Raw genomic sequence first — 21,104 nt, 5'->3', positions numbered from 1 at the left:
TCCCGGCCGCACACGAACGCAGCACGGCATCGATCCCGCACAGCACGGCAGCCGCCGGACGCGCGAGGCGCCCGACGGCCGTCGTGTTCAGCGACTGGATGTCGTCACTGCTGCTGCCAGCCCCAGAGCCAGCCGGTGAGCCAGTTCCAGATCAGCGTCCAGATCCAGTGACCGACCGCATTGCCGTTGGATACCTTCAGGTCGTCCCAGCCGATCACCGTGTTGCTGCTGTCCTGCACGGACAGCTTGTGGTCGCCCTTGGCGAGCGGCTTCGGGAGGGTCAGGTGCAGGATGCCGTCGGCCGGCACCTTCACCCAGCCTCCGCCGACGCTCACCGGCTGCGAGTAGACCCACACCGACACCCACTGACCGGCGCGCGCCTTGCCGACCGTGACGTCGATCGGATCGCCCGCGTGATAGGCCTTGTCCTTGAACGAGACCTTGCCGTTCAGGGCCTTGGTCAGCTTGGACTCTGCTGCGGCCTTCGGGTCGCTGGTCGGCTTGCCATCGGTCGGGGCGTCGGCCACGGTGAGCGGGACGCGCACCGTCGTCCCGGACTCCTTGGCCGTGAGCACCAGGGTGCTCGCGCCCGCAGCGCTCGCGGGGACCGTGAAGGTCACCGTCGCGTTGCCCGACACATCCACCGGCACGGTGCCGATGACGGCAGAGCCGCCCCAGCTCAGCTCGAGCGAGGTGTTCGCCGGGCTGCCGAGGCTGGTCAGGTTGAGCTTCTGGACTCCGAAGCTCACCTGCTGACCGCGCTGCAGCGTCGTCGTGGGGACGTCCGTGACGGACACCCCGCGGCGGGCGAAGCTCGGCGACAGCGGGCTGTGGGCGGTGATGTAGCCAATCCAGGCGTCCCGGTCGATGAGACCGGAGTCGCGGGTGTCGGTTCCGGCCGCGAACGCCCGGAAGTTGTCGCCGCCCTGCGCGAGGAAGGAGAACGTGCCGACCCGGTACGACTTGGCCGGGTCGATCGGTGCGCCGTTCACGATGATGCTCGTGATGCGGTCGCCCTCCGGTCGGGTGGCGTCGTAGGTGTAGCTGACGTTCTTCGACAGGCCCAGGTTGAGGAACGGCCGGCTCGGCACGCTGCCGTCGGCGTTGCGCTGCCACTGCTGCTCGAGCGCCTGCTTGAACTGTGCTCCGGTGAGGGAGGTCGTCCACAGGTTGTTCACGAACGGCAGCACGGCGTTCGCCTGTGCGTAGGTGACGGATCCGTCGGTGCCGTAGAGCAGCTCCGCCCGGAGTCCGCCCGGGTTCACCACGCCGATCTCGGCGCCGCCCAGCTGGGCAGGCGACAGCGTCGACAGGAGGGAGTCGGCGACCAGGTTGCCGAGGGTGGACTCGCTCATCCGGTCGTCACGCACGCCGCTGAGGTACGCCGTCGTGATGTCGGAGGTGACCGAGCCGACCTTCTGGTTGCCGATGACCGCCGCGTCGGCGAGCGCCTTGTCGACGATCGACTTGACCTTCGCCACCCGCGGGTACGCGGCCACGAGGCTGGCGTCGCTGTCCGTGGTGCGCGCCACGTTCCGCGCAGCGTACGAGGTCACCGTGTCGGTGTCCGGGTCGACGGTCAGCTTCACCTGGCCGATGTTCTCGCCGTAGCTGCCGGTCTGGACGATCGGGCGCGTCTTGCCGGCGACACCCGGGACGGGCCCGTCCCAGCTGTACAGCTTGTGCGTGTGGCCGGTGAAGATCGCGGAGACCTTCGCGCTCGTCTTGGTGACGATGTCGGCGAACGCTCCGCCGGCGGCGACCTCCTGGTCGAGGGTCGCACCGTCGGGCGTGCCGAAGCCTGCGCCCTCGTGGTACTCCGCCACCAGCACGTCTGCCTCGCCGTTGGACGGGTCGCCGTCGGTCAGCTGGGCCGCGACGCGGTTGACCGCCTCCACCGGGTCGCCGAAGTCCAGCGTCGAGATGCCGCCGGGCGAGACCAGGGTCGGGGTCTCCTGTGTGACGGCGCCGATGACGCCGACGCGGAGGCCGTCCACCGTGAACACCGAGTACTCCGGCAGCGCCGGCGTCTTGGTGCCCTTCTGGTAGACGTTCGCACCGAGGTAGCTGAACGCCGAGGCGTCCTTCACGCGGCCGGTCAGGTCTGCGAAGCCCTTGTCGAACTCGTGGTTGCCCGCGGCGCTCGTCTTCAGGTCGAGGGCGCCCAGCACGTCCAGGGTGGGGACGTCGCCGGCGGACGCCGAGGCGAACAGGGAGGCGCCGATGTTGTCGCCGTCGGAGAGGAAGAGCGTGTTGCCCTCCCCGCCGTCGGCGCGCAGCTTCTCGACGGTGCCCGCGAACTTCACGGTGTTGCTGTCGATCCGACCGTGGAAGTCGTTGATGTTCAGCAGGTTGAGCGTCACCGGTGCGGCCTTCAGGCCCAGGCCGATGATGACCGGGTCGTGGTCGCTGGAGCGGTAGGGGCCCGCCTCGTAGAAGTTGGTGACGTTGTAGTTGTAACGGCTGTACTCCAGGGCCACCGACTCCACGGAGTTGATGTTCCAGACGTCCGCGCCGGTGATCGCCGCGTCGGCCGCCGGAGAGGCGAGCACGTGGTCGAGCGAGCCGACGGTGCCGCCGAAGGAGTAGGTCGCCTTCGTGGTGCGGGTGCTGACCTGGTCGATGTAACCGGCGTCGGTGAGGACCTTGATCGGGTCCTCGTTGAGGTAGGCGTTGAAGTCGCCGATCAGCAGTACCTTGTCGGAGCCGAGCGCGGTCTTGCGCTCGTTCGCGAACGCGACGAGGGCGTTGGCCTGCTTGACCCGGGAGGCGTTCGACGCGCCCTGCCCGTCGCCCTGGTCGGCGTCGGCACCCGTTCCCGAGCCCTTCGACTTGAAGTGGTTCACGATGGCGATGAAGGCGGACGAGTCCTGCGCTCCGACCTTCTTGAAGGCCTGGGCGAGCGGCTGGCGGGCGTTCGCGAAGGCCGCGTCGTCGAGGATCTTCGACGCGCCGACCGGGGCGGCGACCGCCTTCTTGTAGATGAACGCGGTCCGGATGACGTCCTCGCTGGACGGCACGGTCGCGGGCGAGGGCACGAAGGCCCAGACCTCGCTGCCGGCCACGGTGTTCAGCGCGGCGACCAGGGTCTTCAGCGCGTCATCCCTGTCGAGGCCGAAGCGCTTCGAGTTCTCGATCTCCTCGAGGGAGACGACGTCGGCGGTGAGGGCGTTGATCGCGGCGACGATCTTGTCCTGCTGGCGCTTCAGGTTGGTGGCGTCTGCGGCGCCGCGGGCGTCGCAGCCGGAGTTGACCGTGATCTTGTTGCCGTCGCGGTCGGTGTAGAACGTGCAGCCCGTGAGCTGGTCGCCGGTCGTCGGGAAGTAGTTCAGCACGTTGAAGGTCGCCAGGCGCAGGTCGCCTCCCACGTTGGCCGGAGCCGCGGTGCGGGTGTTGCCGAACGTGACGGGCTGGACGGTCGCGGCGACGGCCGGCGTGAGCTCGGCTGTCGGCTGGAACTTCCAGGCGTCGTTGCGGTAGTCGAGGATGACCGGCTTGGTGAACGTGACCGGGGCGCCGACGCGGACCGGGCTGGTCAGCGACAGGTACGGCAGCGGCTTCGACTTGTTGGCCGCGCTGAGGAAGTTGGTCGAGGCGCCGTCGTCGAGGGTGACCGAGCGGGCCTTGTTGCCCGCGACGGCCGCGGCGTACTCCGCAGTGCCGGGGCGGGCGGTCTCGGTCGCCTGCACGAGCGGCTTGTCGCCCGCCGCCAGGCCGATCTCGCCGTACTGGTTGGCCGAGTAGACGTCGGTGACGGTGAACGCGCCCTGCGGTGCGATCAGCATGCCCTCGAGGCTCTCGCGCTGCGCGTCGGTGGCCGGGAGGGCCACAGTCGCGGCAACGGGAGCGGTGACGGTGCTCGCGTCGAGCTTGTCGACCTTCGTCGGAGTGATCTCGGTGAGGCCGTTGAACTCGCTCACCGCGCCGGTCACCTTCACGTAATCGCCGACGGCGACGCTGGAGGCGAAGGAGGAGCCGAACGCGAAGATCGCGTCGGACGCCGTGTGCGTCGCGAGGTCGATCGCGCCGCCGGTGCCCGGGGTCTGCAGGTAGAAGCCGTTGAAGCCTCCGGTCGGGTAGGCCGCGGTGACGACGCCGACGGTGCTCACCGTCTGTCCCGCCTTCGGGCTCGTGTCACCGGCGCCCTGGATCTCGGCGATCGTCACCGTGCCGGGCGGACCGGGGTCGGTCCCTGTGCCGGGGTCGGTGCCGCCTCCGCCGCCCGGGTTGCCGGGATCGGCGGGCGATGACGTGTTCTGCGGCGTGATGGTGGCGCTGAGCGTGATGTCGGCGCTGTTGTCGTCCGTGTCCGTGAACGCCGTGCGGTTCAGCGACTTGACGTCGGTGTTGCCGGAGGGCGCCGTGGCCGGCTTGCTGCCCTCGAACGTGTTCGAGGTGCCGTAGCCGACGAGGTCCGCGACGCTCGCGTTGCCCGTCACCGAACCGGTCGGCAGGGTCAGCGCGGTGGCCGACTTCGCGAGGATGAGCGTGCCGGTGGTGCCGCTCGGGTTGAGGGCGTTGCTGGCAGCGTCGGGGGTGGGCAGGGCGGCGCCGTTGGTGCCATTGGAGGCGCCGGCGACGAGGTAGAAGCCCTTGGCGGCGATGCTGCCGCTCAGCGGCACGACGCCGCTCGCGGCGCCCGTGCCCGTGGCCGGGCGGTACTGGAGGCTCCATCCGGAGAGTGCGACCGCCTGGTCGCCCGGGTTGTAGAGCTCGACGAACTTGTTGGTGTACGCGGCTCCGGCGCTGCCGCCGGACAGGTAGGCCTCGTTGATGACGACACCGGTGCCGTCCGTGCTCGCGAACGCGGGGCTCGCGACGAGGGAGCCGGCGGCGAGTCCGGCTCCGACTGCCACAGCGGTGGCGGCGCGCAGCAGTGTGCGCAGTCTCATTGACATCTCTCTCCTCGGTCGGAAGGGGGGAACTCGTGCGAGTCCGCCGCAACCTTAGGAATCGAGGAGAACCGCACGCTGTCTCGTGAGTGAACGTACAGAAAACTCGTACAGGGGTAGACCGCTCATTTGAGCAGACCCCGTTCCCTAGCCTCGAACGCGGGTCATCCGGAGGGTGATGCCTGCTCCGACGAGCACGAATGCGGCCAACGCGACGAAGGGCGTCCAGCCGGTGTCAGAACCGGTGTCGGACAGCAGCTCCGTACTCGCGGTGGAGGACGAATCACCGGGCGGTGTCACGGGCGGCGCCGGACAGGTGACCACATTGGTGACGGTGTAGTGGGAGGCGGCGGCCGTCAGTGTCGGCGCGTACGGCAACGCGGAGTCCACCGTTGCGCCGTCGGCCTCGGTGACCCGCGCGCTCACGAGCGTGCAACCCGAGGCGAGCGAGGTCGACTCGGTGAACGAGATCGGGTCGCCGATGGTGTAGCCGGGTACGACCGAGCCGAAGGATTGAGCGGCCGGCGACCCACCGCCGGCCGGCGACAGCTGCAGCGCGGCGGAGATTCCCGCGGGCTGCGAGCCGTTCGTGTAGCTCACCCCGTCGACGACCCAGGTCTTGTCGACCTCCACCGTCGCCGGGTCGAGTCGGCGGTTGTAGACCATGCAGCCGACGGCCTGATCGGCACCGACCGCGACCTGGAAGCCGAGGCCGCCGTCGTTCGTCACGGGCAGGCGCGTCCCGTCGGCGAGGTCGGTGCAGACCGCGTTGACGCCGCCCTGGGTCACGAGGGAGTAGCCGGGCTGCTGCGTCTCGGCGACGCCCAGCAGCGCCTCCGTGGCGCCGGTCGGGAGCTCTGCGCGGAACGCGACTCCGCCGGTCCCGTCGGCCTGCGTCGTCGCTGTGGCCGGCGTCACGGTCGCGCCGGGTGTGAGCGCCGTCGCGTCGAACGTCCAGCCCGCTCCGGCGGGCGTCGCGCCGGTGATGTCTTCTCCGATCGTCGTGCCCGGCACGATCTGCTTGATCACGGTGAGGGACGGCGTGCAGTTGGCGAGTGCGAGCTTGCGGAGCTCGTCGCCGGCTCCCGAGAAGTCGGGGATCTGGAAGTAGTCGGCCGTGGCCACGTTTCCCGCGGCGGCGTCGAAGGCCTCTTGACCGGAGATCGCGGCGAGGTTGAGACCGCTGATACCGGAAACACCATTGCCGACGCCGAAGGAGATGACCCGCGTTCCCTGTGCCTTGATCACATTCGAGGAGAAGACCGCCGCCTCCGTGTCGGTGAAGTGCGTGCTCGACCCGTCGCCGTGCAGGGTGGTGCCGCCCCAGCGGGTCGGGTTGCCGTCCGTGAGTACGACCACCGCGTCGTAGTGGACGCCGGACTCGGCGACCCGCTGGAGTGCCGCGTCCCAGTTCGTCCCCGCGCCGAGGCCCCACGAGGCGTACTCGGCCTTGAACGCGTCGGCGCCCGCCTGTGTCGACACGGACTGCAACGCCGGCCGGTTCGTGTCCACGGTGCCGGTCGCCGCCTCCGTGCTCGGCGACTGGGCCGAGAAGCTGTACACCGCCATCCGGGAGGGCGTTCCCACGAACGCGTCGGCGAACGCATCGGCCGAGCTCTTCAGGGTCGGGAGGTTGGACCCGACCGACGCGGACAGGTCGAGCACGAGCGCGACGTCCATCCCGCAGCTCGCTGGCAGCGGCGGATTGACCCGCGACTGCTGCCAGACGCCGTTCGAGCGGGTCGGGAGGGAGTTGGAGCTGCTCTTCATGAAGTCGGAGGTGGAGCGGTAGGTGTTCGTCGCGACCAGCGTCGGGGTCTGGAACCGGTACGGGCTCGCGACGCTGCCGCTCCCGCTCCCCGGCCCCGTGCGCAGGGTGTCGTTCGCGAACCAGCCGGCGGGCGCGGCGATCTCCTTCACCCACGGCGCGGTGCCGAGGACGGCGCCCGTGACTACGAACGAGCAGTCGCCGTCGGCGTCGGAGGTGCAGGTGAGCAGCGGAGTCGTGTCGTCCGGGGCGGCGAACAGGCCGAGCTCGACCCCGGCGAGACCCGCGACCGTCGTGTCGGAGGTCCTGTCGCCTCCGACGCTCACCGTGACGACCGCCGAGTCCGGCCCCGGTGCCGGCACCGCGCCCTGCGCGGGACCCGCCATCGCGACCGCCGCCGCGAGAGAAACGGCACAGACCAGGACGACGGACGTGATGCGCACCTTGTACCCCATGACGAACACCCTCGCCCGCGCGGCGCCGGGGCGCAAGTCCCGGCCGCCGCGCGGCTGCGCCATGATGGTCTTCATGCGGATCGACGAGATCGCCCACTTCCGGGCGCTGGCGGCGGAGGGTCACCTGGCCCTCGCGGCCGAGGCGCTCGGCGTGTCGCAGTCGACGCTGTCGCGCTCCCTCGCCCGCCTGGAGGCCGAGGCCGGGGTCGAACTGTTCGACCGGCGTCGCGGACATCTCGAGCTCAACCGCTACGGTGAGATTCTGCTGGCCCACGCGCTCCGGGCCGAGGCGGAGCTCGAAACGGGCCGGGCACGCATCGACGCGCTGCGCGATCCCGCCGCCGGGATCGTGTCGCTCGCCTATGTGTCGTCGTTCGGCAGCTGGCTGCTGCCGCGGGTGGTCAGCGAGTACCGCAGCCTGTTCCCCGACATCCGGTTCGCGCTGCGCGGCGGCACGGCCGACACGGTGCTCGACGCGCTGCGCGAGGGGTCGGCGGATCTCGCGTTCTTGAGCCCCGACCCGCGTGATCCCGACATCGACTGGGTCCCGTTGACGGCCGAGCGCCTGGTGCTCGGCGTGCCGGAGGGCCATCCCCTGGCCACGCGCACCGAGGCGGCGTTCGCCGATCTGGCCGAGGCCGAGCTGGTCGCCCTGCGGCCGGGTTCCGGCCTCCGGACGATCGCGGATGCCTACTTCGCCGCCCACGGCGTCGTCATGGCGCCGGTGATCGAGGTGACAGAGCTCTCGACGCTGCGCGCTCTCGTGCGCGACGGCGTCGGCGTGGCGCTCATCCCGGACACCCCCGCCGAGCCGGGGATCGTGGCCGTGCCGCTCGCCGACGAGGCCCAACGCGTCGTCGGCCTCGCCCGCAACCGGCTCCGCTCGCAGCCGGCGGCCGCCGAGCAGTTCGCGCGCTTCGTGCGGGAAGAGCTCACCGCGCTCTGAGCGTGCGTCTGCTCGTCTTTCGCGGTGCCGAAGGGCACCCAAAGGCCCCTAAAACCGCGGAATAGGGGCGCTTAGGTGCCCCTCGGCACCAGATGCGCGGCGCCGACGGCCCGCCAGAGGCGGTCGATGTCGGCCTGAAGCGCGTCGAGGCGCCCGCGCTCGGCGGCGATCATGTACGCGCCGAAGAACCCCTGGACCGCGACGATCGCGAGCTCCCGTGGCGCGAGGTCGCTCGCGAGCCCGTCCTCCTGCGCCAGGTAACGCTCGACGACGCCCACCCAGTGGTCGTACGGGTCGGCGTCCGGCCCGGGCGGGAGGACGGTCTGCGAGAGGGCCATCGCCGCGCGCACGCGCACATCGGAGGCGAAGACGGCACCGACCCGCCTGGTGAGTTCGGCGGCGGCCTCGAAACCCCGGAGTCCGCTGCTGTCGATCTCGGCGACGATCCGCGGCCAGTTGCCGTACTTCTCCTCCAGCAATGCCTTGGCCAGGTCGAGCTTCGAACGGAAATGGAAGTACACCGCTCCCTTGGTCAACCCGGTGCGCTCGACGATCCGCTCGAGTCGCGCGCCGGCATACCCGTGCTGATCGAACTCGTCCGCCGCGGCCTCCAGAATGGCGGCACGGCTGCGCTCTGCGCGCTCCTGGCGTGGCATGGTAGGTCCTCGATCCGTTCGAACCGGTGGTCCCCCAGCGGCCAACTCTAGCCGGGCTCGCGCGACCGCCCGGGCGCGACGAGCCGGGGAACGCGGATCAGCAGGAGTCGGCGAACAGCCTTCGCGGGTGTTCCGGGTCGGCATCGTCGACGAGCACGGAGGCCACTTCGCGCGGCGCGCCCAGAGGGTCCTTCCTGCCCGTCGAGACGAACGACCAGTCCGCGTCGCGCTCGGGATCGTGCTCCGTCCACACCGAGAAGTTCCAGAAGCCGCGCAGCGCGTCACCGAGGAGGCCGGGGCCGTCGACGACCAGCACACCCTCGGGTGAACGGGATCGGAACGGGGCCACCACCTCCGCGCGCAGCTCGTCGGCCCCGCGACCGGCCGCGACGTGCAGGCGCTCGACAGGCTGGCCCGTCGTCCGCAGTGCAGCCGCGAACGCGTCGGCGGCCGCCGGGAGGTCGGCTGCGGCCACCCCGGTGACCGCGACGAACCGCGCCCCCGTCCGGTAGTGCTGCAGGAACTCGGCGGCCAAGCCGTCGAAGAAGGCGGCGCGGTCGTCGGTCGTGCTTCCCATGCCGCGAGTATCCCACCATGGCGGAGACGCAGCCAGTCCGGAGACCTCTGGCATTGAACATGTGGAGTCATACCTGCGACACCTGTAGTATCGGACCATCGCGCGAACGTTCCCCTGCGATCGCGACTCCCCCGTACAGAAGGACCCCCATGGACCCCTCCGAAGTCCCCGTCATCGAGTGGGCGATCGCCCTCAGCGGCATCCCCCTGGTCGTGGCCGGCGCGGCGCTCTGCAAGGCGATCCGCCCGCGGCGCCCCCGCACCGACCCGGCCGAATGAGTCGGACGCCGCTTCCCACCGTCGCATACGGGAAGCTCCGGTACCTCTTCGTCGGCGCGATCCTGCTCGTGCTGGCTGCCGCGACGGTCTTCCTCAAGATCTCGACGACCGCCGGCAGCGTCGCCGCCGTGATCTACATCGTCTTCCTGATCTGGGTCGTCGTACAGATCGGGCTCGCGATCGCCGATCGCCCACGCTTCGCCACGGGCCCCGACACCCCCGACGGGCTCACGATCGCGGCGCTCGTGCCCGTCTACAACGAGGACGTCCCCGCGTTGCGCGGCTGCCTGGAAGGGTTCCTCACCCAGACCAGGCGACCCGATGCGGTCGCGGTCGTCAACGACGGGTCCTCCGCCGAGCTGGACTACTCGGCGGTCCGGGACTGGTTCCTGCGCGAGTGCACGACCCTCGGCATCCGGGCGCACTGGATCGATCAGGTGAACAGCGGCAAACGGCACGCACAGATCGCCGCGATGCGGCGCGAGCCCGATGCCGACATCTACCTGACGGTCGACAGCGACAGCATCCTCGACCGGAACGCGACGCGCGAGGCGATGAAGGCGTTCGCCGACCCCGAGGTGCAGTCGGTCGCCGCTGTCATCCTGAGCACCAACTACCGGTCGAGCCTGCTCACCCGCATGATGGACGTCTTCACCGTGGGCCTGCAGCTCTTCGAGCGCTCGGCGTTCTCCCGGCTGAACTCGGTCATGGTCAACTCCGGAGGCTGCGCGTTCTACCGCGGCGGCGTGATCCGCGACAACGTCGAGCTCTACCTCAACGAGACGCTCGCCGGACGCCGCGTCAACTTCTCCGACGACAGCCTGCTCACCCTGTTCGCCCTCCAGCGCGGCAAGACCGTGCAGCAGCCGACCGCCTTCGCCTTCACGCTCATGCCCGCGAAGTTCTCGCACCACGTGCGTCAGCAGCTGCGCTGGATGCGCGGGTCGTTCATCCGGTCCGGCTGGCGCATGCGCTTCCTCCCGATGACGGGCGCCGCCTACTGGCTGCACATGATGAAGTGGATCGCGTACGGCACGATGACGAGCACGCTCATCATGCTCGTGGTCACCGGAAAGCTCCTGAATCCGTGGATGCTGGCGTCCGGGATGCTCGCCGCTGTCGCCCTCTACGTGCTGACGGCCTTCCGGTACCTCGCCGTCGTGCGGTCCGACCAGTCCACTGCGCAGCGCTGGCTGACCTTCGCGACCGCCCCGCTCGCCGCGATCTGGGGACTCACCTTCCTGCGGGTGCTGCGCTGGTACGCGATGGCCACGGTCCTCAACCTCGGCTGGGGCACGCGCGCGGTCGTCGAGGTGCGCGCCGACTCGTGAGACGGGGTCCGCACGCGTCGCGTGGACCGCGGCGGAGCACCACACGCCGATCGCGTGGGCGCCGCGCGACGGGTCCCGCGACGGTCAGGCCGTCCTGGCTTCCCGCGCGGCGAAGATCTCGCCCATGAGGTCGAGGCGCGACTGGGGCATCCCCGGCCCGGGCACCCCGACGACCTCGCTCGCGTCGGCGAGGGTGCCGCAGTGCTCGCACACGAGCTCGCCGTGCACGGGCGCGTCGCAGACGCCGTGGCGGTAGTCGATGGGCGGGCCGTCCGGCGCCGACCAGCGGTCGCCCCACTCGGTGAGTGCGATCAGCGCGGGAGCCAGGTCGCGGCCCTTCTCGGTGAGGAGGTAGTCGGAGCCGTCCTTGCGCATGATCCCGGCCTCCACGAAGCCGTCGAGCCGCGCCTGGAGCACGTTGGTGGCGATACCGAGGCTGCGCCGGAACTCCGAGTAGCGGGTGGAACCGGCGAAGAGCGCGTCGCGGATGATCAGAATGCTCCAGCGCTCGCCCACGACCTCGAGCGATCGCGCGATGGAGCACGCCTGGGAGTCGTACATCGTGCCGAGCATGACCCGATCATACCTCGGGGCTTGCATGATGCAAGCCCTCGGGCGTACGCTCGGCTTGCATCAAGCAAGCTCAGGCGACGATCGCCACGACAGGGCGGTCGCACAATCCAATGGAGGTCATCATGAGCGAGCAGGACTACACCACCACCATCCGGGTCCCGGCGACCCCCTCCGACGTGTCGGCAGCGGTCGCCGACGTGCGCGGCTGGTGGGGAACGGACGTGCAGGGCGCGACGTCACGGGTCGGCGACGTCTTCGACTACGACGTCGACGGCATCCATCACAGCCGCATCCGCGTCGAGGAGGCCGTGCCGGGTGAACGCGTCGTCTGGCGCGTGCTCGAGAACCACCTGGCGTTCGTCCAGGACCAGAGCGAATGGGTGGACACCACCATCCGATTCGACCTCGCGCCGGTCGACGGCGGGACGGAGCTGACGTTCACCCACGTCGGCCTGGTGCCGTCGTACGAGTGCTACGACGTCTGCTTCGACGCGTGGGGGTTCTACATCCGCACGAGTCTGGACGAGCTCATCCGAACCGGCGTCGGTCGGCCACACCGGTCGGGCGAGAACGGACCCCGCGAGGAGGATGTGCGCGCGATGCTGGCGCAGTAGCGCAGCACGGCGTCACCGGTCGCCGCGGTCGACCCGGCGGGAGAAGAACACGCGCGAGTACCGGCCGTCGACGCGGCGGCCGGTCTCGCGGAAACCGCGGCGCGGGTAGTACGCGAGGTTCTCGGTCATCGCAGCGTTCGTGTACAGGCGCACCTCACCGACCCCGGCCGCGCGCGCCCGCTCGTCTGCGAGATCGAGCAGCCGCCCGCCGAGACCGCCACCGCGCTCGGACTCGGCGACGGCGACGTTCTCGACGAGCACGTGATCGGCCGCGACCGACATCACGAGCAGCGCGACCACCGCGCCGTCGCGACGCACCACCGTCGCTCGGCCGTCGGCGACGATCGCCCGGTAGTCGTCGAGCAGCGGCCCGGGCTCGGCGCCGATGCGCTCGACGTAGGGTTCGTAGGCCTCGCGCACGAGCGCCTCGATCCCGGCGACGTCGTCCTCCCTCGCCGGTGCGAACTCCAACCCGCCCATCCCGCGACGATACCGCCACCAGGAGTCACCCCACTCCCAGCAGTGGCGGCCTACCCTGGGAGCACGTGACGCTCGTGGCGGGAGGAGCAGCGCATGAACGCGGACCCGGGGGACGACCTGCGGCCACCGGAGGCGATCGCCGAGCTCGGCGAAGACCAGGCGGTCGGCATGGTGGGCGTGCCGCCGGAGCGCGCGGCCGAGCTCGAACAGCGGGCGCGGGCCTGGATCGCGGAGCTCGCGGCCGCCGACCCGGAGAGCGACGCGTTCCGCCGCAAGATCGTGGGGTTCTCCCGGCTCGGCGATGCGGAGATGCGGCAGTCGAGCGACGCCTCCCGCCAGATGCTCAGCCGCCCTGCCGCATCGCTCGCCGCCGCCCGCGGCAAGAAGTCGGTGCGCACCGACCCGCAGTACGGCGTGCTGCGGACCCTGCAGGAGCTGCGCTCCACCGTGAGCGACTTCGACCCTCAGCACCTCGCCGGCCGGTACCGCACGCTGTCGAAGCTGCCGGGCGGCCGGCGGCTGCGTCGCTACATCGAGCGGTTCGAGTCGGCGCAGCGGCAGCTCGACTCCATGGTGGCCGCGCTCGACCACGGTGAGGAGGCGCTCCGCCGAGACAACGCGGCGATCGCCGAAGAACGCGCGTCGCTGTGGAAGACGACCGAACGGCTCAACGAGTACGTGCTGCTCGCCGGCGCGCTCGACCGGGCGACGGTCGAGCACGCGGCGCGGTTGCGCCTCACCGACCCCGTGCGGGCCAAGACGCTGGAGGACGAGGCGCTGTTCCCGATCCGCCAGCGCCGCCAGGACCTCACGACGCAGATCGCCGTCTCCGTGCAGGCCTACCTGGCGCTCGATGTCATCGCGAAGAACAATGTTCAGCTCATCAAGGGTGTGGAGAGAGCCAAGACGACCACGGTGTCCGCACTGCGGACGGCAGTCGTCGTCGCGCAAGCCCTCGACAACCAGCGCATGGTCATCGACCAGCTCGGCGCCCTCCACCAGAGCACGAACACCCTGATCGGCCGAACCGGCGATGCGTTGCGCGACCAGACCGAGCAGATCCAGAAGGAGCAGACGTCCTCCGCCGTCGACGTGGAGACCCTGCAGCGGGCGTTCGACAACGTCTTCGCCACCATGGACAGCATCGAGACCTATCGCGGCCAGGCGATCGACAGCATGGCGAACACCGTCGATGCGCTCGAGCACCAGGTGGCGCGGTCGCGCGGCTACCTCAAGCGGTCACGGCGCGACGCGGAGCCTCCGGCCACCGGATGATCAGTTGAAGATCGCCCATTCCGCGCGGTCGAGCCGTGCCGAGACACCCCGGACGACGAGATACCAGTAGCGCTCGTCGCGGTGCACGTACTCGCCCAGGATGGTCGTGTAGCTCCAGTCGCCGTCCACCCGGGTCCATCGGATCAGCGAGACCGACTGGCCGTGCCGCAGGAACGGCACCGCCGCGTAGTCGTCACGCGTGAGGTCGTACGACCGGGACGCGCGCTCCGCGCTCGGGGTGCTCATGGTGCAACGATCCGTCGTCGGCCGCGAGGCCGATAGGGACCAAAGTCATGTGCGACGGCGGCCTACTCGCGCGGCACCAGCCGCACGATCACCGCCTTCGACACGGGGGTGTTGCTTCCGATCGCCGCACTCTGCAGGGGCACGAGAACGTTCGCCTCCGGATAGTAAGCCGCGGCACAGCCGCGAGCGGTCGGATACGAGACGACGCGGTAGTTCTCCAGCACCCGGTCGGGCTCGTCGCGCCACTCGCTGTGGATGTCGACACGCTGGCCGTCGGTCAGGCCCAGCTCGGCGAGGTCGAACGGGTTGACGAAGACCACGTCGCGGCCGTTCTTGATGCCGCGGTAGCGGTCGTTGAGGCTGTAGATCGTCGTGTTGAACTGGTCGTGCGAGCGCAGCGTCTGCAGGATGAGCCTGCCTTCCGGGCGCTCCAGGTGCTCGAGCTCGTTCACGGTGATCATCGCCTTGCCCGTCGCCGTGTCGAAGCGGCGCTCGTCGCGCGGGCCGTTCGGGAGCACGAAGCCGCCCCTGCGGCGCACGTCGTCGTTGAAGCGCTCGAAGCCCGGGACGACGTGGCTGATGTGCTCGCGGATGACGTCGTACTCCGCCTCGAAGCCCGCCCAGTCGATGCCGAGCTCCGGATCGAGGGTCGCCTCCGCCAGCCGGCACACGATGGCGACCTCCGACAGCAGGCCGGGCGCGACCGGGGGCACCTTGCCGTGCGTGGCGTGCACCGCGCACACACTGTCCTCCACCGACAGGAACTGCGGGCCGCCCTTCTGGAGATCGACCTCGGTGCGGCCGAGGGTCGGCAGGATGAGCGCCTCGTCGCCCGTCACCACGTGCGAGCGGTTCAGCTTGGTCGACACCTGAACGGTGAGCCCTGCGCCGCGCATCGCGGCCTCCGCCGCCGCGGTGTCGGAGATCGCGCCGACGAAGTTGCCGCCCATCGCGAAGAAGACGTCGATCGCGCCGCGCTGGAGGCCCTCGATGGTCTGGAGGGCGTCGAAGCCGTGCGCGCGCGGCGGATCGAACCCGAACTCCTGCTGCAGCGCGTCGAGGAACTTCTCGGGCATCTGCTCCCAGATGCCCATGGTCCGGTCGCCCTGCACATTGCTGTGACCGCGGATCGGCGAGGCGCCTGCACCCGGCTTGCCGATGTTGCCGCGCAGCAGCAGGAGGGTGATCAGCTCTTTGAGGGTGGCGACGGCGTTCTTCTGCTGCGTGAGCCCCATCGCCCACGTGATGATCGTGCGGTCGGAGCGTACGTACAGGTCGGCGAGCAGGTCGATGTCGGCCAGGCTGAGGCCGGTGGCCTCCAGCACGGTGGCGTCGTCGAGGGTCGCGATGTGCGCGCGGAACTCCTCCAGCCCGAGGGTGTGCTCGGCGAGGAAATCGTGATCGAGCACCGTTCCGGGGGCGGCGTCCTCGGCCGCCAGCACGCGCTTGGACACGGCCTGGAGCAGCGCCATGTCGCCACCCGAGCGGATCTGCAGGAAGTGGTCGGCGATCTGCGTTCCCTTGCCGATGATGCCGCGCGGCCGCTGGGGGTTCTTGTAGCGGATGAGCCCCGCTTCCGGCAGCGGGTTCACCGCGACGATGGTCGCGCCGTTGCGTTTGGCCTCCTCCAGCGCGGTGAGCATGCGCGGGTGGTTGGTGCCCGGGTTCTGGCCCATCACGATGATCAGCTCGGCCTTGCCGAAGTCGTCGTAGGCGATCGTCGACTTGCCGATGCCGATGGTCTCGCTCAGCGCGGTGCCCGTCGATTCGTGGCACATGTTCGAGCAGTCCGGGAGGTTGTTGGTGCCGAACGCGCGCACGAAGAGCTGGTACGCGAAGGCCGTCTCGTTGGCCGTACGGCCGCTGGTGTAGAAGGCGGCGCGGTCGGGCGAGTCCAGGGCGTTCAAGCGCTCGGCGATGAGCGCGAACGCGGCCTCCCAGCTGATCGGCTCGTAGTGGTCTGCGCCCCGTGGCTTGTGGACGGGCTCGACGAGCCTGCCCTGCATCCCGAGCCAGTACTCCGACTTGTCCAGCAGGCTGGTCAGCGAGTTCTCGGCCCAGAAGCTCGTCGGCACGGTGATCGGGGTCGCCTCCCAGGTGACCGCCTTGGCGCCGTTCTCACAGAACTCGAGGATGTTGCGGTCGCCCGGATCGGGCCACGCGCAGCTCATGCAGTCGAAGCCGTTCTTCTGGTTGATGGCGGTCATCAGCTCGGCGGTGCGCACCGGGCCCATCTCGCGGATGGCAGGACCCATCGAGTGCAGGATCCCCGGCACGCCAACAGCCCAGTCCTTCTTGTGGCCGACCTCGAGGTCCGGGTAGTCGGTGCCGGGGTTCACATCGGTTTCGTGCATCAGACGAGGGACTCCTGACTCTGCGGCTCGTGGGCGTGCGGCTCGTGCGCCTGCGGTTCATGCTCCTGCGGTTGCGCGACGGGGGTCGGCACGATGCGCTCGGCCCCGGAGTAGACGACCATCGACGACCCGCGCAGGAAGCCGACGACCGTGAGGCCGAGCTCCCTGCCGAGGTCGACCGCGAGCGACGACGGCGCCGACACGGCCGCGAGCACAGGGATGCCGGCCATCGACGCCTTCTGCACGAGCTCGAAGGAGGCCCGGCCGGACACCATCAGCACGGTTCCGCGGAGCGGCAGGCGGCCCTCCTTGAGCGCCCAGCCCACCACTTTGTCGACCGCGTTGTGCCGGCCGACGTCCTCGCGGAGGGCGAGCAGCGCGCCGGTCGACGCATCGAACAGCGCGGCGGCGTGGAGGCCGCCGGTCCTCTCGAACATCGCCTGCCCCTCGCGCAACCGGTCGGGCAGGGTGGTCAGGAACGCGTCGCTCACCCGGACGTCGTCGCCGTCGACCGGATGGGCGGAGCGGGTGCGCACCGCGTCGATGCTGGCCTTGCCGCACAGCCCGCACGAGCTGGTCATGTAGAAGTTGCGGTCGAGGCTCACCTCCGGGCGCGGCACGCCCGGCGCCAGCGTGACGTCGAGGACGTTGTACGTGTTCTCGCCGTCGACGGCGCCTCCCGCGCAGTAGCGGATGGCGTTCAGCTGGTCGGCGTGCGCGATAACGCCCTCGGAGACCAGGAAACCGGCCGCCAGCTCGAAGTCGCTTCCCGGGGTGCGCATGGTGATCGACAGCGGTGCGCCGGCGACCCGGATCTCGAGCGGCTCCTCGACGGCGAGCACGTCCTCGCGCCGGCTGAGCGATTCACCGACGACGATGCGCGTGATCTGTTTTCGCGATGTCGTTCGACTCATGTTCCAGGCTTACCACGGGCGGCCCCGGCCCCATACTCGAATGATGTGGGGAAGAGCATCAGGGATGGACATGACACGGTGACGGCTCGCCCGAGCTGGCTCCACGCGCGCGATATCGCCGCAGCCGCGGGAGCGTCGGCCGCGCTTGCCCCGGAGTACGTCCCCCTCGATCGCGCCGTCGGGCGACGACTCGCCGACGACCTCGTGACACCGATCGACCTCCCGCACTTCGCTTCGGCGGCCATGGACGGCTGGCTCGTCGTCGGGGACGGCCCGTGGGAGCTCGTGGCGGTCGAGGCGCCGGCCCCCGGGCAGGCGCGGACGATCGTCACCGGGGCGCACGTGCCCGCCCCGACGGACGGAGCACACCTCGCCGTGCTCCGCAGCGAGAGCGGGGCCGTGGAGGGCGGCGTGCTGCGGTCGACGGTCGCCGACGAGCCGCGGCCCGGCCACCACATCCGGTTGCCCGCGACCGAAGCCGAGCGCGGCGAGCTGCTGATCGCTTCCGGGACCCGCCTCAACCCGGCACACGTCGCGCTGGCCGCCGCGACCGGCGCCGACGAGCTCGCGGTTCAGGCGGTCCCGACGGTAGCGCTCGTGTTCACCGGCGACGAGGTGATCGAGTCGGGGCTGCCGGCGGCCGGGCGCGTGCGGGACAGCTTCGGCGTCCAGTTCCCCGCGCTGATCGGGATGCTCGGCGGACGGGTCGTCGGAGCGGCCCGCATCCCCGACCACCACGACGACACCGTCGCCGCCCTCCGGGACGCGCGGGCGGAGGTGATCGTCACGACGGGAGGCACCGGCGGGTCGTCCGCCGACCACGTGCGCGCCGCACTGCTCGAGCTGGGGGCGCGGCTCCTCGTCGACGGGGTGGCGATGCGCCCGGGAGGCCCGACCCGCATCGCGGAGCTGCCGGACGGACGGCTCGTCGTCGCCCTCCCCGGCAACCCGCTCGCCGCGATGATCTCCGCGATCACGCTCGTGGAGCCGCTGCTGGCGCAGCTGGCAGGGCGCGAGCCGGTTGCGCCTCGGGTCGTGCGCGGCCCCGCTGCGGAGGGCCGGGCCGGCTCGACCGTGCTGGTGCCGTACTCGGACGTCCACGGCCGGGCCGTCGTCGCGGCCTGGCGCGGCGCCGCCATGCTGCGCGGCCTCGCCGGAGCGACCGGGATCCTGGTCGTCCCGCCCGAGGGCCTCCGTGAGGGCGAGGATGCCGAGAGCCTGCCCGTGCCGTGGCTCGTCCTCCCCGTGTCTGCGGTGGAGAACTGAGTTCTCCACCGGTTCACGCAGCGGGGGGTTCGAGGGCCCGGGAGCTGGGATAGCGTGGCAGGCGTGCCGGGAGGAGAACAGATGGACGAGTCGGTAGAGGCCGAGACGCAGGCCGAAAGGGCGGCGACCGGCGCGGCGGAGGCCGTCGAAGCGGAGGCCGGCTCGACCGGGGCCGGCGCGACCGAGGGCGGCGCGCACGAAGCCGGCGAGTCGGAAGCCACGGAGATCACCTACGACGAGCAGCTGTACCCTGCCCGCCCGCGCCGACTGCGGCCGCGTGCCAACCTGCGGGGTGGCAGCATCCGCCGCACGGTGTCCGACCCCCGCGCGGCGAACGGGCTCAACCCGGCCTATGTGCAGTGGCTGGTGCGCCAGTCGATGCTCAAAGACGCCGATGTGCTCAGCCGGCAGCTCTCCGGGTCGCCGAGCATGTGGCGCAACCCGTACGCCCGACCGGACGCCCGGCGGGCGGTCGCGACCTCCGACGTCTGGTTCACGGCCTACCCGATCTCGCTGATCACCCGGAGGGATCAGAGCTTCCTCGCCGCCCTCGCCGACCCGGAGCTCTGGGCCGCGTTCCAGCGCATCGGCATCAACGGCGTGCACACCGGCCCGGTGAAGCGCGCAGGCGGAATCCGCGGCTGGCAGGAGACCCCGAGCGTCGACGGGCACTTCGACCGCATCGGCACCCAGATCGATCCGATCTTCGGCGACGAGGAGACCTTCCAGCGCATGACGGACGTCGCCGAGGAGCACGGAGGCGTCGTCATCGACGACATCGTGCCGGGTCACACCGGCAAAGGCGCAGACTTCCGGCTCGCCGAGATGGCGTACAAGGACTATCCGGGCATCTACCACATGGTCGAGATCCCGCCGGAGGAGTGGCACCTGCTGCCGGAGGTGCCCGAGCACCGCGACTCGGTCAACCTCGACGCGGCGACGGAGGCGTCGCTCGCCGAGCGCGGATACATCATCGGCGAGCTGCAGCGCGTCATCTTCTACGCGCCAGGGGTCAAGGAGACCAACTGGAGCGTCACCGCGCCCGTGGTCGGCGTCGACGGGGTGACGCGGCGCTGGGTCTACCTGCACTACTTCAAGGAGGGACAGCCCTCCGTCAACTGGCTCGACCCCACCTTCTCGGGCATGCGGCTGGTGATCGGCGACGCCCTCCACTCGCTCGGCGACCTCGGCACGAGCGCGCTGCGGCTCGACGCCAACGGCTTCCTCGGGGTCGAGAAGAGCGCGGAGGGTCTGCCCGCCTGGTCGGAGGGACACCCGCTCTCGCACGCCGCCAACCACGTGATCGCGGGCATGGTGCGCAAGGTCGGCGGCTTCACGTTCCAGGAGCTCAACCTGACCGTCGAGGACATCCGCGACACCGGCGCCGTCGGCGCCGACCTGTCGTACGACTTCATCAACCGCCCGGCGTACCATCACGCGCTCGCGACCGGCGACACCGAGTTCCTGCGCCTCACCCTGCGCACCTCGCTGGAGCTCGGGGTCGAGCCGGTGAGCCTGGTCCACGGCCTGCAGAACCACGACGAGCTGACCTACGAACTGGTGCACTGGGCGACGCTGCACAAGAACGACCTGTACCCGTTCCGGTACCAGGAGCTGACCGGCGGCGAGCTGGCCGAGCTGATCCGGTCGGAGCTGGTCGAGAAGCTCACAGGGCCTTCCGCCGACTACAACCTCGTGTTCACCACCAACGGGATCGCCTGCACCACGGCCTCCCTCATCGCGGCGACACAGGGCCACGCCACGCTCGACTCGATCACCGAGGCGGATGTGCCGGCGATCCGCGACGCGCACCTGCTGCTCGCCGCGTTCAACGCGTGGCAGCCCGGCGTGTTCGCGCTGTCCGGGTGGGACCTGCTCGGGGCGCTGACCCTCCCCCGCGCCGACGTCGCCGACCTGATCGCAGACGGCGACACCCGCTGGATCGAGCGCGGCGCGCACGACCTGCTGGGCGTCGCACCCGACCAGGAGCGCTCGGCGTCGGGGATGCCGCGGGCGCGTTCGCTCTACGGCGCGCTGCCCGATCAGCTCACCCGCCGCGACTCGTTCGCCAGCGGCCTGCGCGACCTGCTGCGCATCCGCTCGAAGTACGGCATCGCCTCCGCGCGCCAGGTCGACGTTCCCGACGTCGCGCATCCCGGGATGCTGGTGCTGGTGCACGAGCTGGAGGCGCTCGACGAGCTGGGCCTGCCGATCGTGCAGCTGACGGTGCTCAATCTGAGCACCGACGCGGTGGACGGCACGGTGCGCTCCGACGCCCTGCCGCTGGGCGCTGCCGTCGTCGACGCGGGCGACGACACCGAGATCGCGACGGTGGACAACCTGAGCAGCTTCCCGTTGAGCATCGGGCCGTACGGCGTGCGGTTCCTCGTGCTGCGGCGCCCGGCGCCGCTGGAGGCCTGACCGAACATTCGTGACGAATCCATCGATTCGTGCCACGAATGTCGTGATTCGTCACGAA

Annotated in this window: 16 protein-coding genes; 7 read left to right on the top strand and 9 right to left on the bottom strand. The window is 70.5% G+C overall.

All coding sequences use genetic code 11. From position 1 onward, the window contains the following. Positions 1–104 precede the first annotated feature (104 nt). Positions 105–4,892: an ExeM/NucH family extracellular endonuclease gene (locus KNO15_RS20115; protein ID WP_241705599.1), complete on the bottom strand. Its 4,788-nt coding sequence runs from the start codon at positions 4,890–4,892 to the stop codon at positions 105–107. A 147-nt stretch (positions 4,893–5,039) separates the two neighbouring features. Then, a complete protein-coding gene (locus KNO15_RS20110) occupies positions 5,040–7,115 on the bottom strand; it encodes a vWA domain-containing protein (RefSeq protein ID WP_241705598.1) in 2,076 nt (691 codons plus the stop codon). On the opposite strand from KNO15_RS20110, the gene KNO15_RS20105 reads away from it, so the two are divergent. Beyond that, complete coding sequence (locus KNO15_RS20105) at positions 7,114–8,061, top strand: LysR family transcriptional regulator (protein WP_241705597.1); 948 nt, start codon at positions 7,114–7,116, stop codon at positions 8,059–8,061. The genes KNO15_RS20110 and KNO15_RS20105 overlap by 2 nt on opposite strands. A gap of 71 nt (positions 8,062–8,132) precedes the next feature. On the opposite strand, the gene KNO15_RS20100 is transcribed toward KNO15_RS20105, so the two are convergent. Both KNO15_RS20100 and KNO15_RS20095 read right to left on the bottom strand, forming a co-directional pair. Beyond that, the gene (locus KNO15_RS20100) at positions 8,133–8,717 is read right to left on the bottom strand and encodes a TetR/AcrR family transcriptional regulator (RefSeq protein WP_241705596.1); all 585 of its coding nucleotides are present in this window, start codon (positions 8,715–8,717) and stop codon (positions 8,133–8,135) included. A gap of 97 nt (positions 8,718–8,814) precedes the next feature. Beyond that, positions 8,815–9,294: a hypothetical protein gene (locus tag KNO15_RS20095; RefSeq protein ID WP_241705595.1), complete on the bottom strand. Its 480-nt coding sequence runs from the start codon at positions 9,292–9,294 to the stop codon at positions 8,815–8,817. Between the two features lie 149 nt (positions 9,295–9,443). On the opposite strand from KNO15_RS20095, the gene KNO15_RS23200 reads away from it, so the two are divergent. After that, positions 9,444–9,572, top strand: coding sequence for a hypothetical protein (locus tag KNO15_RS23200; RefSeq protein WP_278046604.1), 129 nt, complete (start codon positions 9,444–9,446; stop codon positions 9,570–9,572). Beyond that, positions 9,569–10,903 carry a glycosyltransferase gene (locus KNO15_RS20090; protein WP_241705594.1) on the top strand — a complete coding sequence of 445 codons (1,335 nt, stop codon included), beginning with the start codon at positions 9,569–9,571 and terminating at the stop codon, positions 10,901–10,903. Before KNO15_RS23200 ends, KNO15_RS20090 begins: the two co-directional genes overlap by 4 nt. 84 nt (positions 10,904–10,987) lie before the next feature. Here the strand turns inward: KNO15_RS20090 and KNO15_RS20085 are convergent, their stop codons facing one another. Further along, positions 10,988–11,476 (bottom strand): winged helix-turn-helix transcriptional regulator, encoded by a 489-nt coding sequence (locus tag KNO15_RS20085; protein WP_241705593.1) that lies wholly within the window; start codon positions 11,474–11,476, stop codon positions 10,988–10,990. A gap of 122 nt (positions 11,477–11,598) precedes the next feature. Between KNO15_RS20085 and KNO15_RS20080 the strand changes: the two genes are divergently transcribed. Then, entirely contained in the window at positions 11,599–12,090 is a 492-nt protein-coding gene (locus KNO15_RS20080; RefSeq protein ID WP_241705592.1) for an SRPBCC family protein, read from the top strand. A gap of 12 nt (positions 12,091–12,102) precedes the next feature. Here the strand turns inward: KNO15_RS20080 and KNO15_RS20075 are convergent, their stop codons facing one another. Then, positions 12,103–12,570, bottom strand: a complete 468-nt coding sequence (locus KNO15_RS20075) for a GNAT family N-acetyltransferase (RefSeq protein ID WP_241705591.1) — start codon at positions 12,568–12,570, stop codon at positions 12,103–12,105. 93 nt (positions 12,571–12,663) lie between these two features. Here KNO15_RS20075 and KNO15_RS20070 point away from each other — a divergent pair, with 93 nt between their 5' ends. Further along, positions 12,664–13,845 (top strand): toxic anion resistance protein, encoded by a 1,182-nt coding sequence (locus KNO15_RS20070; protein WP_241705590.1) that lies wholly within the window; start codon positions 12,664–12,666, stop codon positions 13,843–13,845. Here KNO15_RS20070 and KNO15_RS20065 read toward each other — a convergent pair whose 3' ends face one another. The 3 genes from KNO15_RS20065 to fdhD form a co-directional block, all read right to left on the bottom strand. Next, entirely contained in the window at positions 13,846–14,091 is a 246-nt protein-coding gene (locus KNO15_RS20065; RefSeq protein WP_241705589.1) for a hypothetical protein, read from the bottom strand. A gap of 62 nt (positions 14,092–14,153) precedes the next feature. Next, on the bottom strand, positions 14,154–16,445 hold the full coding sequence (locus KNO15_RS20060; protein ID WP_241705588.1) for an FdhF/YdeP family oxidoreductase: 2,292 nt from the start codon (positions 16,443–16,445) through the stop codon (positions 14,154–14,156). Beyond that, the gene (fdhD, locus tag KNO15_RS20055) at positions 16,445–17,359 is read right to left on the bottom strand and encodes a formate dehydrogenase accessory sulfurtransferase FdhD (RefSeq protein WP_241705587.1); all 915 of its coding nucleotides are present in this window, start codon (positions 17,357–17,359) and stop codon (positions 16,445–16,447) included. Before fdhD ends, KNO15_RS20060 begins: the two co-directional genes overlap by 1 nt. A 78-nt stretch (positions 17,360–17,437) precedes the next feature. Here fdhD and KNO15_RS20050 point away from each other — a divergent pair, with 78 nt between their 5' ends. After that, positions 17,438–18,625, top strand: a complete 1,188-nt coding sequence (locus KNO15_RS20050) for a molybdopterin molybdotransferase MoeA (RefSeq protein ID WP_241705586.1) — start codon at positions 17,438–17,440, stop codon at positions 18,623–18,625. An 81-nt stretch (positions 18,626–18,706) separates the two neighbouring features. Continuing rightward, on the top strand, positions 18,707–21,046 hold the full coding sequence (gene treS, locus KNO15_RS20045; protein WP_241705585.1) for a maltose alpha-D-glucosyltransferase: 2,340 nt from the start codon (positions 18,707–18,709) through the stop codon (positions 21,044–21,046). The last annotated feature ends 58 nt before the right edge of the window (positions 21,047–21,104 follow it).

It is taken from the genome of Leifsonia shinshuensis, from assembly GCF_022606355.1.
Classification (GTDB): domain Bacteria; phylum Actinomycetota; class Actinomycetes; order Actinomycetales; family Microbacteriaceae; genus Leifsonia; species Leifsonia shinshuensis_B.
This window is presented reverse-complemented; position numbering and strand designations above follow the sequence as displayed.

Excerpts from the sequence above, each read along its gene's own strand:
- KNO15_RS20115 (WP_241705599.1), bottom strand. The coding sequence starts at position 4,892 with ATGAGACTGCGCACACTGCTGCGCGCCGCCACCGCTGTGGCAGTCGGA.
- KNO15_RS20105 (WP_241705597.1), top strand. The coding sequence starts at position 7,114 with ATGACGAACACCCTCGCCCGCGCGGCGCCGGGGCGCAAGTCCCGGCCG.
- KNO15_RS20110 (WP_241705598.1), bottom strand. The coding sequence starts at position 7,115 with ATGGGGTACAAGGTGCGCATCACGTCCGTCGTCCTGGTCTGTGCCGTT.
- KNO15_RS20100 (WP_241705596.1), bottom strand. The coding sequence starts at position 8,717 with ATGCCACGCCAGGAGCGCGCAGAGCGCAGCCGTGCCGCCATTCTGGAG.
- KNO15_RS20095 (WP_241705595.1), bottom strand. The coding sequence starts at position 9,294 with ATGGGAAGCACGACCGACGACCGCGCCGCCTTCTTCGACGGCTTGGCC.
- KNO15_RS23200 (WP_278046604.1), top strand. The coding sequence starts at position 9,444 with ATGGACCCCTCCGAAGTCCCCGTCATCGAGTGGGCGATCGCCCTCAGC.
- KNO15_RS20090 (WP_241705594.1), top strand. The coding sequence starts at position 9,569 with ATGAGTCGGACGCCGCTTCCCACCGTCGCATACGGGAAGCTCCGGTAC.
- KNO15_RS20085 (WP_241705593.1), bottom strand. The coding sequence starts at position 11,476 with ATGCTCGGCACGATGTACGACTCCCAGGCGTGCTCCATCGCGCGATCG.
- KNO15_RS20080 (WP_241705592.1), top strand. The coding sequence starts at position 11,599 with ATGAGCGAGCAGGACTACACCACCACCATCCGGGTCCCGGCGACCCCC.
- KNO15_RS20075 (WP_241705591.1), bottom strand. The coding sequence starts at position 12,570 with ATGGGCGGGTTGGAGTTCGCACCGGCGAGGGAGGACGACGTCGCCGGG.
- KNO15_RS20070 (WP_241705590.1), top strand. The coding sequence starts at position 12,664 with ATGAACGCGGACCCGGGGGACGACCTGCGGCCACCGGAGGCGATCGCC.
- KNO15_RS20065 (WP_241705589.1), bottom strand. The coding sequence starts at position 14,091 with ATGAGCACCCCGAGCGCGGAGCGCGCGTCCCGGTCGTACGACCTCACG.
- KNO15_RS20060 (WP_241705588.1), bottom strand. The coding sequence starts at position 16,445 with ATGCACGAAACCGATGTGAACCCCGGCACCGACTACCCGGACCTCGAG.
- fdhD (WP_241705587.1), bottom strand. The coding sequence starts at position 17,359 with ATGAGTCGAACGACATCGCGAAAACAGATCACGCGCATCGTCGTCGGT.
- treS (WP_241705585.1), top strand. The coding sequence starts at position 18,707 with ATGGACGAGTCGGTAGAGGCCGAGACGCAGGCCGAAAGGGCGGCGACC.